Source organism: Pigmentiphaga litoralis, from assembly GCF_013408655.1.
Classification (GTDB): Bacteria; Pseudomonadota; Gammaproteobacteria; order Burkholderiales; family Burkholderiaceae_B; genus Pigmentiphaga; species Pigmentiphaga litoralis_A.
The window spans coordinates 205,511-220,577 of record NZ_JACCBP010000003.1 but is presented as its reverse complement, the minus strand read 5'-3'; the positions used below and the strand labels follow the sequence as shown (position 1 = coordinate 220,577).

The following is a 15,067-nucleotide window of genomic DNA, read 5'->3' as shown; positions in this document are numbered from 1 at the left end:
TGCTGCAGCAGCAGCTTGCGGACGTCTTGCGCCACGACCACGTCGGCCGCCGATCGCACGTCGATCGTCAGGCTGTTGACGTTGGTCGCGATGTCGACTTTGCCCATGCTGGTGATCGACAGCTCGTCGGCGACCACCTGCTTGGCGATTTCATGCAGGACCGTGCCTTGTGCGTTCACGGTCACGTCGCCGCGTGCGGCATTGCGCACGTCGCCGAGCACCATGTTCGCCACGCCGCCCGCGCCGGTCGCCACCGCCGTCAGGCTGATGTCATTGCGGTCGCTGGTACCTTCGGTCACCACGGTGTGGGCGGCCAGGTTGCCGGTGTTCAGCACCGTGATGCCGCCGTTAGCCGCATTGGCCGTCAGCGTCATCGCGCCCGTGTTGGTCAGGTCGATGTTGCCCGCGCCCAGCAGGCGCACGTCGGCCTCGACCACGCGCGACGTCAGCATCAGGCCCGTTTCGCCCACGGCTTCAAGGCGATGGGCCACCAGATTGCCCGCCGCGACCCAGACCTGGGCTGCGGGGTCGGTCGTGCCCGACGGCTGGATGAGTTCACGCACCTGTTCGACGAATCCGGCCGAGGCGTCCAGACGGACCGTCCCGGTGGCGGATGCGCTGGCGTCCAGCGTCACGTGCGACAGCACGATGTTGCCGCCGAAGTGGCCCGCCTTCAGGCCGATGTTGCCGGTCGTCGCGGTCAGCACCGTGCCGGAATCGCCGGTAATGCCGCCGTCGCGGATGGTGTTGGCGCTGGCCGAACCGGACTCGGCGTCGATGCTGCCGGCGGTAACGATGCCGCTCAGGTGCAGGTCGCGGCCTGCATCGGCGGTCACGGTCAGCAGCACGTTGGCGGGGCCCGTGCCGGTGTGCGTCTCGGCGCGCAGTTCGCCGCCAAGGGTAATGTCGAGCTTGGCAGTCAGCTGGATCGCGCCGGCGGTACCGGTCGCGGCCAGGACGGCCGAATCGTCGATCTGCAGATTGCTGCCGGCCGACAGGTCGAACGTGTCGGCAATCAGCTTGGTGCCCACGGCCTTGCCGTCGACGATATTGCCCTTGACCTCCAGCAGCGAGCCGCTGTCGATGTCGAGCCGGTCGGTGGCCGCGATCACGCCGCTCAGGCGCACCGAGCCACCCGCGTCGATCACGATGTTGGCGCCGTTCAGCGAGGCCGATTCGTTGAACGAACCGTAGGTGCTGTTGACGGTGGTGGTATGGGCTTCCGTCGTGATCTGCGTGACTTGCTGAATGATCGGCACGGTCTTCCAGACCGTGACGCTTTCATTCGTCGTGACCATCACGTCCTTCGTGCTGGTCTGGTAGACCGGGCGATAGTCGAAGTCGTCCTTGGCGATGGTCGCAAGGTCGTACTTCAGCTGCACGCGCTGATCAAAGATGTTGGACGTCGTGGACGTCCACTGATACGCGTAGTCCTTGTACTGTTCGTAGCGCTTGCCCCACACCAGGGCCGAGCTCGACTCGTCGTTCACACCGCCCAGGTTGGCGCTGGTGCCGCGATAGTCGGCGTTCCAGCCCCCGTAGTTGATGTGCTGGTACAGGCGCACGGCATAGGTCGCGTCGCTGAACCGCAATGCCTGCGCATCGTCGTTCCAGTCGTCGCTGCGGCTGCTGTTGTAGTGACTGCCGAGCCAGCTGTCGTTGCCGCGCAATTCGAGCGCGGCGCCAACGAAGTTGGCCCACCACCACAGGGTCGGTCCGCCGTAGCCAGCCTGGATGCCAGGGGCCACGCCGACTTCGCGCACGCCGTCGAAATAGGTGCCGATGTTGACCAGCGACGCCGTGCCGCTGTTGAGCGTGGACTGGTACGCCGCGATCGCGCGAATGTTGGCGGTAGCGGGCGAGCTGCCCGAAATGCCGTAGTTCTGGACGAAGTCCGCCTTGTTGGCGTCGCTCAGATCGAGCCACGACCATTGCGGGGCATACGACAGCGTGCCCGTATGACCGTCGGCCATGGTGCCGAAGGTGCGGGTGCCCGTGCCGTTCATGTACGACACTTGCCAGCTGCCGGCTTTGTTGTCGTAGTCCCAGGCGTTCTGCGACCAGTTGAAGTTGGTCTGGTAGGTGTTGCTGGTATAGACCGAGCTGACCTGGTCGTAGAAGACCTTGGCCCGATCGGTGTAGGTGCCGACCAGTTCGCCGCTGTGCGGCTGGTTGGCCGCCACCCAGGTGCCGCTGCCCACGCCGTCGGCAACGGTGTCGCCGTTCAGGTAGGCCGGTGTGCCGTCGCTGACCAGGCGCAGGATGTCTTCCTGCGCGCCGACCTGCATCAGCACGTACTTGTCCCGCCAGCCGGCCACGTTGATGTAGAAGACCTGCTTGGCGTTGCCGGCCCAGTCAGGCGCCCACGCCGTCGTCGAGGTTCCGCCGTTCAGCGTCTTGACCGTGCTTGCCGTCGCGGCGTCATAACCGAAGTCATACAGCGGCATGAAGCCGGTGGCGTTCAGCACGGCCCAGCGCTGCGCATCATTCAGTTGCGAGAAGGTGCGGTAGGCAGCGTTCTTGTAGTCGCCGCTGGGGGCCTGCGCCGAGCGCGTCGGGTTCTGTTCGTCGCCCGCATTGGCCCAGTTCACAACCGGAATCGTGCTGCCGGCTGGCCGCTGGCTGGCGTCGTTGTAGTAATCGATCCCTTCGATCAGGAATTCGCGGTATTGCGCGCCGATGGCCGCCTTCGGGTTGTAGTAGCCCGTCTGCGACAGCGTGACGTCCAGCGTGTGATACGTGCTGCCGACCTTCACGCGTTCCGTGCCGATCTGCTCGGTGATGGACGTCGTGACGTAGCTGACCGTCGGCATTAGGATGAAGCCATCGGCCACCTGGGTGTAGCCGGTCACCACGTCGACCTTTTCTTCCTTGGTCTGGTAGCTGGTGACTTCGACCGGGCGCGCGGCAGCGACCTGCTGCGCGGCGTCGAGCACGACGTTGCCGCCGGCCTGGACCTTCAGCGTGCCCACAGCCTGGATCAGGCCCTGGTTCTGCACGGTGATGTTGCCGCCCGACAGCTGCGCACGCAGGATGGGCTGCTCCATGCGGCCCTGTGTCCAGTTCATGTCCACGCCCGCGTTCAGCGTGATGTTGTGCGCCGAGCCCAGGAAGCCGCCGAGGGTCAGCGTGCTGCCTGCGTTCACCAGCAGCAGGCCGTCCGTGCTGTCCTTGTCGACCTGGATGTTGCCGTTGATCAGGACCGTCGGCGCCGACAGATGGACCTGCGACCCTGCCATGACGATCGGCGAGTCGTTGGCGCCGGTACTGGCGCTCGACAGCGTCAGCTTGACGCGGGCATGCATGTAGATCGACGCATCGGCGCCAAAGGCGAAGATGTGGCTGCCGGCCGTCAGGTTGATGTTGCCGCCGATCAGGGAGACCGACTCCTGCACTTCGATGTTGCGCAGCAGGTTGACGTCACCGGACGTCGATTCGATGGTGACATGGTGGACCGTGGCGCGCGTCGGCGTGGCTTGCGCCACCTGCTGGCCAATGATGGCCGCGATGGTGATGCCGTCCTGCGCGCGGATGGTGACCGAACCGCCTTCATGCGTGTCGAGGATACCGCCCGACACATAGCCGCCATTGCCGTCGAGCACCAGGGTGTCGATGAGCACGCCGATGCGCGTCGCGGCATCGGAGCCGCCGAGCACGCGCACCTGGTCATCGGCCAGCACGCGGCCGGACACGACCACTTGCGAGCGGGCCTGCAGTTCGACATCGGCGCCCAGGCCAGTCGCGCTGATCGAGGTGTTGCGCTGCATGACCAGATCGCCATCGGCCAGCATGGTCACCTGCCCTGCCGCACCGGTCACGGTCACGCCGCTGCCGGTGGTCATGAGAATGCTGTTGCCTTCGGCATCCGAGCCCGCAATGATCTGGATCTTTGCGCCAGCCATGAGTTGCGTGCCGATGACCGTGTCCTGCGCACTGCGCAGGCTGATCGAGGTGTCGGTACCCGACGAGGCCCAGCCGCTGGTCACTCGGTTGTAGTCGGCGCCCGCGCGCACGCTGCCTTGCAGGTCGAGACGGCCGCCATCCAGGCGGATCAGGCTGCCATCGGCAATGCTGTAGAGCTGGCTGTCGGACGCCATGCGCAGCACGCCGCCGGCCTTGATGTCCAGCAGGCGGCTGGCTTCGAGCACGGTGCCGCCGGCATGGTTGCCGGTCGAACCCAGGTAGACGTCACCGCCCGCCGAGAGCACGAGGCTCTGGCCTGCCTGGTCGGCGCTGATGGGCGATGCGTACACGGACAGGTTGCCCCCGGCCACCACCCGCAGCGAGCCTGCCAGCACGATGTCGGCATGCAGCAGCACGTCCTGCTTCGCGCTGATGTCGACTTCGTAGTCGTACGAGGCTGCCGTCGCGCCATTGCTGCGGATCACGCCAGCCAGGTCGACGTTCTTGCCCGACAGCACGATCTGCGACCCGGTTTCGACCCAGCCCGCATTGTGTTCCAGCGTGAGCGTGCCGCTGGTGGAGACCAGCTTGACCATGCCCAGCGTCGGGTTGGCGCGGCCGATCGCACTGTCGATCGACACGTCGTTCATGCCGGTCATGATGATCCGGCCACCGGCGTCCAGCACATTGAAGTTGGCCGACGCAGTCGTCTTCAGGCTGACTTCGCCCGCGTGCACCGCACTGCCGGCATTGATGATGATGTCGCGCTGCGCGGTCAGGTCGCCGCGCAGTTCCAGCGTGTTGCGGGCATCGATCACGATGTCGGCATTGGTGCCGCGCGCCACCAGGTCGCCCTTGATGATCGCGTTGCCGGCGGGGCTCAGGTGCATGCCGCCGCTGAGCGTTTCCATCAGGCCGGTTTCGGTCAGCTCGACGCTCTGGTTGCCCAGCGCATTGGTGCCGGCATACAGGTTGATGCCGGCGTACGCGCGGATCGAACCGGAAATGGTGATGTCGCCGCTCGGGGCGTTGGCGCGGCCCAGGCTGACGACGGAGCCGCGTTGGCTGGCGTCCAGCGCCCAGCCGCGATCGGATGCTGCCATCCCGCCTTCGGCTTGCGTGAAGCCCAGCAGACCGGCCTGGCTGCTTGCCGAGGCAAGCGAGAAGGCGATGTCGCCGGTGATCATCAGGTGGCCGTCGTTCAGGCGCACCTTCAGGCCGTATGGCGTCAGCGACGGCACGGCATCGATGGCTGCCTGCAGGTCGGAGACCAGCGAGGCCAGGCCCGTATTGCCCGACGTGCTGGCTGCCGCCAGGGTCACGACGCCGCTGCGCACGACGCTGCCGTCTTGCACGAGGAGGGTGAACGACACATCTTGCGTCAGATGACCGTCGGCATATTGCGCGAAGCCCGCCGCGGTCAGTTCCTGGGTCCATGCCGGCGTCAGCACCGACACGTCACCCGAGGCCGACAGCGACAGCGTGCTGTCTTCCTGCCACGTCTTGAGGTGGACGTTGCCGCCCACCACGATGCCTTGGTCTGCCCAAGGATTGGCGGCCGTCGGCACGCCCTGCCCGATCCCGCCGCGCACGTCGATGCTCTTGCCTGCCATCAGATCGCGGCCCAGCCGGATCTGCTGGTCGGCCGTGATCGTGATGACCGAATCCCCGCCAAAGGTGCGGGTGCTGCTGCCCAGCGACATGCCTGCCGGGTCGTAGTGATCGATGATCTCGCCACCGGCGACGACCAGACCGTTGATCTCGGCATCCTGCGACGCGGAAATCGTGATCACGCCATCGGCATTGTGCGTGGCGACGCGCGCGCCGCCCGGCATCTTCACGCCGATGCCGTCCGCGCTGTAGCCGCCCGCCAGGTCGATGCGCTGGCTGGCGCGCAGGGTCGCGCCGACTTCCACGGTGCCGCCGGTTTCGGTGGGCGCCTGGCCGCCCAGGTACAACTGACCGGCTGATTTGACGTTGATGGTGGACGCTTCAGGCGACCACTCGATGGTTTCGGATTGCAGTGCGCCCTGGGCGTCGAATACCTGGCGAATCGTGCCGCCCGAAACGATGCTGCCCGCAATGGTCACGCCGCCGTAGGCGTTGATGGACACCGAGCCGCCCGACTGATTGGACGTGATGCCCGCGGCGTTAAGGCCGCCTGCGCTGCCGATCACGACACCCCAGCCGCCGTCATCGGCGCCTGTCAGGCCGGTCGTGATCACGCTGACCGACTTCGCGGCCTGCAGGCCGGTGTCGATCGACACCTGCTGGCCTGCCATGACGACGATGCTCGAATCGGCGCCCGACCAGGTCACCCCGGTCGCACCCAGCGTGCCGCCGGCAACGATCGCACCGTGCAACTCGACATCCTGGCTGCCCGCGATGGTGATCTGGCTGCCCGCGCGGGTCGTGTTCAGGACCGACGAGGCATTGACGTACACGCTCGTGCCATCGGCATTCGCGCCGCCGCGGTCGGTGCCGTCGATCTCGACGCCACCCAGCAACGTGATGTTGCCGTTGACGTTGGCCTGGCCTTCCCAATACAGCCACTGGTCCGACTGCAGGACCAGGTCGGAACCTTGGCCCAGCAGGTTGATGTTGCCGCGCACGATCACGTCATCGGCGGTCGACACGATGAAATCGGCGTTGTCCTGCAAAGTGTAGATGGTGCCGGTCAGCAGGAAGCCGAAGCCGCGCTGTCCGGTCAGGGGATGCGGTTCCAGGACACGGATCGAATCGACGACGCCATCGTTTTCCGCGTCATAGGCTTCGACCACGTATTCATGCGTGCCGTCGCTCACCAGCCAGCGATTCGTCTCCCCGGCGGCATCCACACCATTGGTGTAGTCGATGCCCTGGGTGAACGTCGTCATCAGGTGCTTGCCGTCGGCAGCATTCGCGTTGTAGTAGACGGTCTGGCCGTACTTGGTAAAGCCGCTCTGGTCGTAGACACGGAACTGCTGGTCCAGCGTCATCGCGTCGAACGCGGTGCCTTCGGCCGGCCGGTCCACATCGCTCCAGCGCAGGGTGTCGGCGCGGAAATCCGTACCGGCGGCGAACGTGACCTTGTATTGCGCGCCGCTTGCCGCCAGCGCGTTGTAATAGACCGCGCCATCCCAGCGCTGATAGCCAAGCTGCGACAGGACCGCGTCCTGCTGGGCCGTGCCCAGGTTGTCGAAGGGGGTGCCGTCGGCCGGACGGGTCAGCGTGCCCCAGTTGATGCCTGCAATCGTGTAGTCGCGGCCTGCGCCTTCGACCAGCGTGCCGAAGGCCTTGCCGGTGGTGGCATTGTAGAAAACCTGGCGATCGACTTCGGCGTAGCCCAGCGATTCCAGCACCACGGCGCGCTGCGACGGGTTCAGGTCTTCAAAGGTCGCGCCAGCGGCCGGTGCATGCACACCGCCCCAGTTGATGGCGTCCAGGTTGTAGTCACCTGCCTTGCCTTCGGCAAAGCCGTCGACCACGCGCAGCGGCGCGGCCGCGTCGGCCTTGATGAAGTTGACGCCTTCCAGCACTTCATAGCCGAGGCTGCGCGCCACGACCTTCTGCTGCGCGGCGGTCAGCTCGCCAAACGAGGCATTCGCGGCAGGCGTGCCTGCCGTGCCCCAGTAGATGCCGGCGTTGGTGTAGTCCGACGACGGGCCTTGCGTGAAGTCGGCGACCGACTTCTTGCCTGGCGCGGCGTTGTAGTTGAAGAAGTTCTTGTAGCCTTCGCCGTGATCGATGAATTCGGCAACGATCGCGCGCTGTTCGGCTGTCAGCTGGCTCCATGCGGCATCGGCGCCCGGAATGGTGGCGATCGGGGTGGCATCCACCCCGGTGCCGAACCACAGGTCACCTGGCATCGAGTAGTAATCGAAGGTGTAGCCCAGTGCTTCGGCCACGACCATTTTCTGTGCGCCCGACAGCGCGGCGAACGCCGTGCCGGCGGCCGGCGTCGTGACGCCCGCGCCTGCCCAATCGATGCGAGCGTTGTCGTAGTCGTAGGACGGACCTTGGGTGAATGCGGTCGCCACCGTCATGGTGCCGGCGGCGGTCGTGTGCGTGAACACCAGGCCGTCGAACATCGTGTAGCCCAGCGAACTGGCCACGGCCTGTTGCTGCGCCTTGCTCAGTTGTTCGAACGTGGCGTTGGCGGCAGGCGTGCCCGCGGCGCCCCAGACGATATCGGCGTTGCGATACGCCACCAGTTCGCCTTCGGTCAGCGTGGTGCCGAAGGTGTGCGTGACGGCGTTGTAATACCCGCCGTCGGCATGGGTTGTGTAGCCCAGCGACGCGACCAGGATGTCCTTGGCGGCATCGGTCAGCGATTCGAACGGCGTGTAGTTGGCCAGCGACGTGACGGAGGCCAGATCGGCCAGCGGCGTGTTGTCGGCGCCGAACAGCGCGCGCAGATCGACGTGGATCTGGCTCTGGTTCAGTGCGGAAATGATGGACGCGAAGCTGGCGCCTTGCGTCGTGACGGCCAGCTGCTTGCCCGGCAGGTTGTCGAAGTAGTCGGCATGCGGATCGCTGACGGCGCCCGCGTCGATACGCATGGAACCGGCGGCGGTCAACGAGCCCGCCAGCATCAGTTCGCCCGTGGTCTGGATCACCACGCCTGCGCCCATGCCGGTCAGGACCGGCGTCTGCTGGCCGGTCACGAACTTCGCGCCCGACAGCACCGCGCTGCCCGACAGCAGGCCCAGCGAGCCGTTGGATGCCAGGGTGATCAGCGACCGGTCGCCCTCGGCCGACACCATGCCGCCTTCCAGCAGCTTGAACGACGTGCCCGCGCCAATGGCGATCTGCGCGTCGGCGCCTTCGGCATAGACCCCGGCGGCCAGGATGACGGACTTGGAACCGGTCATCATGACCTTGCCGCCGGCCTTCAGGGTTTCAATCGCGGCGCCCTTGTCGCCGGTAATGCTGTTCGCATCGGCGCCGTAGCCGACGATGGCGTCGGCGCCCGTGGTGCCGATGACCGTCACGTCGACCAGGTCATCGCCGCGCAGCCAGCCGGTCACGACCAGCTGTTCGGTCAGGCGCAGGACGGTCTGACGCGCATGGATGCCGGAGTCGGGCGCGCCCATGGGCGTGCGCACGTTCTGGCGCTGGATTTCCATCAGGCGGCCCTGGAAGGTCAGGACCTCGGTGGACTGCACATCGCCCACGATGTTGATGCGATCGGACAGCAGCGTTGCGTTGTCGCGCAGCAAGGCCGAGTAGTTGAACTCGCCCACGCGGGCGTCTTCGACATCGCCGACGTACATCTGCACGCCCGCCGCGATGTGACCCAGGCGGATGGCGGCAAAGCCGTCCTTGAGCGCCGACAGGTCGCTCATGCTGAATTCGAAATAGCCGGAGTCCAGGCCTGGCGAGTAATCGCCGCCATACAGACCCTGGGCCGCCGCGCCGACGCGGTAGCTCTGGTCGGCCGACCAGGCGCGCAGGGTCAGTTGACCCGTGCCGCTGACCTGGTCGTAGCCCGACCGGAAGTCCACGTCGTCGGCGACGATCGTGATGTTGCCGCCGCCCGTACCGGTCGTGATCGCGCCCTGGTCCAGCGAGAGGATGGCCTCGCGCGTGGCCAGCTGGACATCGATCAGTCCGTTCGGCGTGGTCAGCCCGCCGGCTGCGTAGCCGTCGGTGACGATGGCCAGGCTGTCGGTTTCACGGACCACGATATTGCTGTACGCACTGCCTGCCGTACCGCGGTTGACCACGTTCAGCTGGGCCACGTTGGTCGTCAGCGTGCCGTCGATCCCCGCCGCGTTGATGCTCAGGAGCGCGCCCGGCGCGTTGATCAGCGTGGCCTGCGTGACGTCGACGATGCCGCTGCTGTACAGGCTGAAATCGGTCAGGCCCCAGCTGGCGCCGGAACCCATCTTGAGAATGGTGCGGGTCGCCGACGTATCGGTGACTTCCAGGCGGTCCAGCGTGTCATCGAAGTTGATGATGCGTTCGGCGCCATTGACCGTCGTGCGCAGCTGGTGGTCGCCCATCAGGAGCGGCGACGTGCTGGCGAATGCGGCCAGCACCAGGCGGTCGTTGCCGAAGCCGCCCTTCAGGTTCAGGGTGCCGGCACCCGACACGTAGATCAGGTCGTCGCCGTTGCCCGATTCGATCGTGTTGTTGCCCGCGCCCACATAGATGACGTCGTTGCCGCCGCCGCTCTTGATGGTGTTGACGCCCTCGCCCATGTCGATGATGTCGGCGCCATCGCCGCCCGCAAAGCGGTCGTCGCCCGCGCCACCTTCAAAGCGGATGCCACTGGTGTCGCCGCTCAGGAACTCGTCCTTGCCGGCGCCACCGCGAATGACGCTGCCTGCGCCGCCGCCGAGGATGACAAAGCTGTCGTTGCCGTCGCCGCCTTCCAGGTCCAGTTGCGCGGTCACGTAGCGGCCGACATAGACCGAATCGTTGCCCGAGCCGCCGCGGCCGACGATGTGCTTCACGCCCGTGAATGTGGCGTTCTCGCCCAGCGAGCTGACGCTGACGACGTTGCTGTCCTTCTCCTGTTCGATGGAGTAGGACTCATGAACGATGTCGTTGTAGACCGAGTCGCCATAGCGGCCCGCGTTGTCGCCCATGTTCAGGTAGAGCGTGTCGCCCACCTGGTAGGCGATCTGTGGAGGATCGGCCCACGACCACTTGAAGCTGCCGCCCACCGTAATGCCCATGACGGTCACGCGCGCGGCCATGTAGGCGCTGCCGGCGTTGATGTCGATTTCGGCGCGGAAGCCGGCCAGGGTGAAGTCGATGGAGAACAGACCGAGGTCGATTTCGAAGTCGAGCGAACCCCACGCCGCCGCGGCAAAACGCGGCTGGCTGCTGAGCGTGAGCGACATGCCCGCGTTCAGGTGCAGCGGTCCGAGATGGATGTCGATCTCGGCCTTGCCGCGGATTTCGAAGTTGCCTTCCGAATCCGCGTATCCGCCGACGTCCACCGTCAGCGCATTGAAGAAGTTCAGGTGTCCGTTGAATTCGAGCTTGAAGACATCGTTGACGACGCTGATGCCGCCATCGAAGTCGACCTTGAACGACAGAAGCTGGATGGTGCCATCCAGCTGCATGTTGAACATCGTGTTGCCCTTGATCACGTCGCCGTGCAGGGTCGTGTAGTCGCTCGATCCGGTGTTGATCTCGATGACCGCGTCCGCGCCGATACCCAGCACGCCGGCGCTCAGGCCGACGTGGGTCGCCACGCGCAGCGCGAAGATCGGGCCTTCGCTTTCGCTCATCAGGAACGCCGCGGCGCCGCCGACCTGGACTTCACCGAAGCCGCCCAGTTCCAGCGACAGGTCCATCGCGGCCTGCACGCCTTCCTTGTTGATCAGCAGGTCGACCGCGCCCTTCATTTCCACCGGGCCGACCGCAATGGTCGCGTTGCCCGACATGCGCAACATCTGCGGGTCGAGCTGCACGGTGCCCACCGGCTGCCCCGCTGCATTCAGCGCCAGCGTGCGCACTTCCTGCTTGGCCGACGTGGTGTTCAGTTGCAGCAGAAAGCTGCCGGCGACGCTGAAGGCGCCGCCATCGATGATGGTCGATTGCGTACCCGAACCGCCCACCTCGAAGGCGCCATAGACGCCGCTCGAGCTGCCATCGGCCACGATGCCCAGGGTGCCGGTGACCGACAGGGGCTCGAACAGCGGCAGGTCGAGGACGGCGGTCGCGCCGAGCTCGGCGCGCACGACACCGTTCGATTCGGACACGATGATGCTGAAGTCACCCTTCAGGTTCAGGGCGCCGTCAAGCAAGGACAGGTTGCCGTTGCCGACCACAGCCGCATACGGGCCGACCCAGCCGGGCTTGCCCGGAGGCGCGGCGCCGATCGTGAACTGGGTGAAGTCAACCTTGTCCAGGAATTGCTCGGGCACCGTGTAGACGATGTCCTTGCCGAAGGTATTCAGGCTCAGGTCGAGGTCCGCTTCCAGGCGGACGACGCTGCCGATGGACAGGTTCGCGTCCATGGCCAGGCGCATGGCGACGCCGGGATCCGCGCCGCCGCGGATGACCAGCAGGCCGGTCGCGTGACGGCTCAGGTTCAATGCGTCCGGGCCGATCTTGACGGTCACGTCGGCAAAGGCGGTCAGGCCTTCGCTTTCGCTGACGCGGAAGTCCAGCACGCCGGTCATCGATACCAGGCCGAACAGCTTGACCTGGGCTTCGCCGAACACGCGCAGCAATTGTTCGTTGTAGGTCAGCACCACGGGTTCGGCGGCATTGCCGGTTTCGATGGCGTAGCCCCCCACCGTCGCGCCCGCGGCGTTGGTGTGGGTGGACTGGCTGAAATCGATCGTGGTCAGGGCGAACGTGACATTCACGCCGCTGGCGATCGAGACGGCGCCGGTGTCGGCGTCGTGCGTGGTCTGGCCCGCGTGCAGCGTGACGCGTGCACCGGTGTTGATTTCGATCTTCAGATTCTGCGCATTGACTTCAGCGCCGTCGACGCCAACCAGGCCGATGCTGTCGATGCTGGCCATGCCGGCGACATACACGCCGATGTCGACGCCGGTCGTGCCGATGACGAGTTCCTTGGCAAGCACCAGGCCCAGGTCCAGGTTCTCGACCGCCAGGCCGACCGCGCTGGTGTCAGGCGTGTCCTTTTCGTCGATGCGGTTGTCGCCGTTGGAATCGCGCCAGTAGCCACCCACGCCGATGAAGCCGTAGGCGTCGTTGATGCCGACCGCAAGCGAGGTGACCGTCGTCTGCTGGCCGTTGCTCAGCGTGACCTGTTCGGCGCCCTTCTTGGTGAAGGCCATCGAGGCGGACAGCTGCACGAAGCCGCCGATGTTGATTTCGGCATAGCCCACCTTGGCCTGCACGATCTCTTCGGCGAAATCGATGATGACGGCATTGTTGCCGCCGGCCGGAAGCGCGTAACCCTTGGTGGCCAGGACGCCGTTCAGGTCGCGGTCTTCGCCCGCATCCAGCACCTTGTTGTTGTTGATGTCTTCCGGCGAGGTCGGAAAGCTGCTTGCCCAGTCGATGGACGGCGGGCCGAACAGCTGCAGGGCCGCATTCAGCGCGCCGCCCGACGGCAGGTAGAAGGTATTGATGTTGACGTCGATGTTGTGGGCTTCGACCGCCATGACGGACTCGTCCACACCCACCAGGCCCGCCGTGCCCACATGGGCCTTGACCGCCAGGAACTTGGGCGCCACCGACGCCAGTTGCGGGATCGCCAGCAGGCCCGGCGTGGCGATCGCCATGCCGAAGTCCACGTCGTCGATCACCAGGCCGATCGCGCCTTCGTTGATCAGGTCGCCCAGGCCGTCGCCGTTGGCATCGGCGCCGTAGCGGTACGGGCCGCCCACGCCGGCAAAGCCGGTCAGGTTCGCGCCGCCCAGCGTCAGCATTTCGACTTCAAGGTTCAGGCGCGAGCCCACGCCCGCGGTCTGGTCGAACAGCGTCTGCAGGCCGCCCAGGTTCACGTCGACATTGACGCGGTCGCCCTTGCGGAAGGCCAGCGAGCCGCTCAGGTACAGGAATTCCGAGACCTGGATTTCGGCATGGCCGATATCCACGCCCATCAGGTTGGTGCCTTTCATGTCGAGGTAGACCGGCGTCCCGCCTGTCTTGACCTCGAAGCCGGCCGGACGGCCGGTGGCCGGGTCGGCCTTGAAGCTTTCCGAGAAGTCGGCCGTCGACCGCATCAGGCCGCCGAACAGTTCACCGCCGCTGTTCAGCTCGATGGTGACATCGGTGGCCTGGATCTTGAGCACGTCGCCCATGCCGTAGGTGCGGACCGCATCGGCATGCGCGTAGAACGAGAAGAAGTCCTTGGCCTTGAAGAAGTCCGGCAGTTGCGCCTTGAACATCGACAGGCCGACATCGACCCCTTCCACGCCAAAGCCGAACAGCTCGTCGGCATTGACGATATTGAGTTTGCCGGGCTGGCCGGTAATCGGTTCGTAGTCGGGCGTGCCCACGCCCACGAAGGCGTACACATCCTTGGCGCCGAAGCTCAGGCCCTTGAAGCTGACGCCGCTCAGATGCGAGTAATCGGACGACAGGCCGCCGACCTTGGTCAGCATGTCCAGGATGGTCGACGTCTGGTCGCCCAGCAGCGACGTCAGCAGCGAAATTTCTTTTGGCAGGCCGGTGTACATCGACCCGGTAAAGCTTTCGCCGATGTTCAGCTGGAAGTCGCCGCGCAGATGCACGAAATCGCCCAGATTGAGCGAGAGGTCAGGCAGGTCCAGCGATCCGAACAGGGTCAGGCCCAGGTTGGGATCGAAGCCGATCGACAGGTCCAGGTTCTTGACGAAGTCGAGCGCGCCCTTCAGGAACGAGAAGTCGGGGGACAGCGTCGGCAGCATGTCGCCGATGCCCGACAGGCTGATCGACGGGAACAGGCCGCCCACGGCGGGCAGTTCGAACGAGAAATCGAAGGCGGCATCGATCTCGATCAGGTCGAAGATGCCCAGGTGCGCATCCATGCCGATACGCAGCGAATTCGAATCGAAGTCGATGCGCATGGCATCGCCCGCGCTGCCAATCGGGATGTCCAGACCGCCGCCGTCCATCTTGCTGAAGTCGACATAGGCGCCCGGGATCGGCAGATTGCCGAGGATCGCGCCGTTGAAGTCGAACTTCAGGTCGGTGGCATTGAGCGTCAGGAACGGGTCGGTGCCGACCAGGCCGGCCATTGCCGCCGAGGCGGTCAGGCCGAAGAATTTGCCGGGCAAGGTGGTGCCCGGGGCCACCGACGGGGCCATCATGGCCAGGGCGAAGTCAAGGTCGTCGATCGCCAGGCCGATGGCGTCATCGTTGGCGGTGTCGTTCAGATCGATCTTGCCGTCGCCGTTGGTGTCTTCGCGGTACGGGCCGTTGATGCCGGCAAAGGCGTAGATGTCCTTGCCCGCCACGATCAGCGCCTCGGCCGACGTCTTGATCGACGCGCCCGGCAGTTCGAACGTCACGTTGTCGATCGTGCGTTTCTGGAAGGTAAAGCCGCCCTGCAGCGACAGGATGCCGGCCACCGATGCGGTCGCCTTGGCCACCGACGCTTCCATGACCGCGTTGTCGAAGCCCAGAACGATCGGGTCGCCGCCCGTGGCGATGGTGTAGCCGGCGGTGGTGCCGCCATTGGTGAAGTCGGCGATCAGGCCGGCGCGGCTGCTGGAGTTGATGCCGACGTTGACGTCCTGCAGCGAGAACTGGATGAAATCGG

General features: G+C 65.7%; 1 protein-coding gene (only partly in view). It reads right to left on the bottom strand.

All 15,067 nt of this window come from inside a single coding sequence — locus HD883_RS25400, LEPR-XLL domain-containing protein, on the bottom strand. Of the gene's 58,233 coding nucleotides, 13,273 precede the window and 29,893 follow it; the stretch shown corresponds to coding positions 13,274-28,340 (codon 4,425, partial, through codon 9,447, partial); the first complete codon in reading order (the gene reads right to left) occupies positions 15,063-15,065. The start codon and the stop codon both lie outside this window.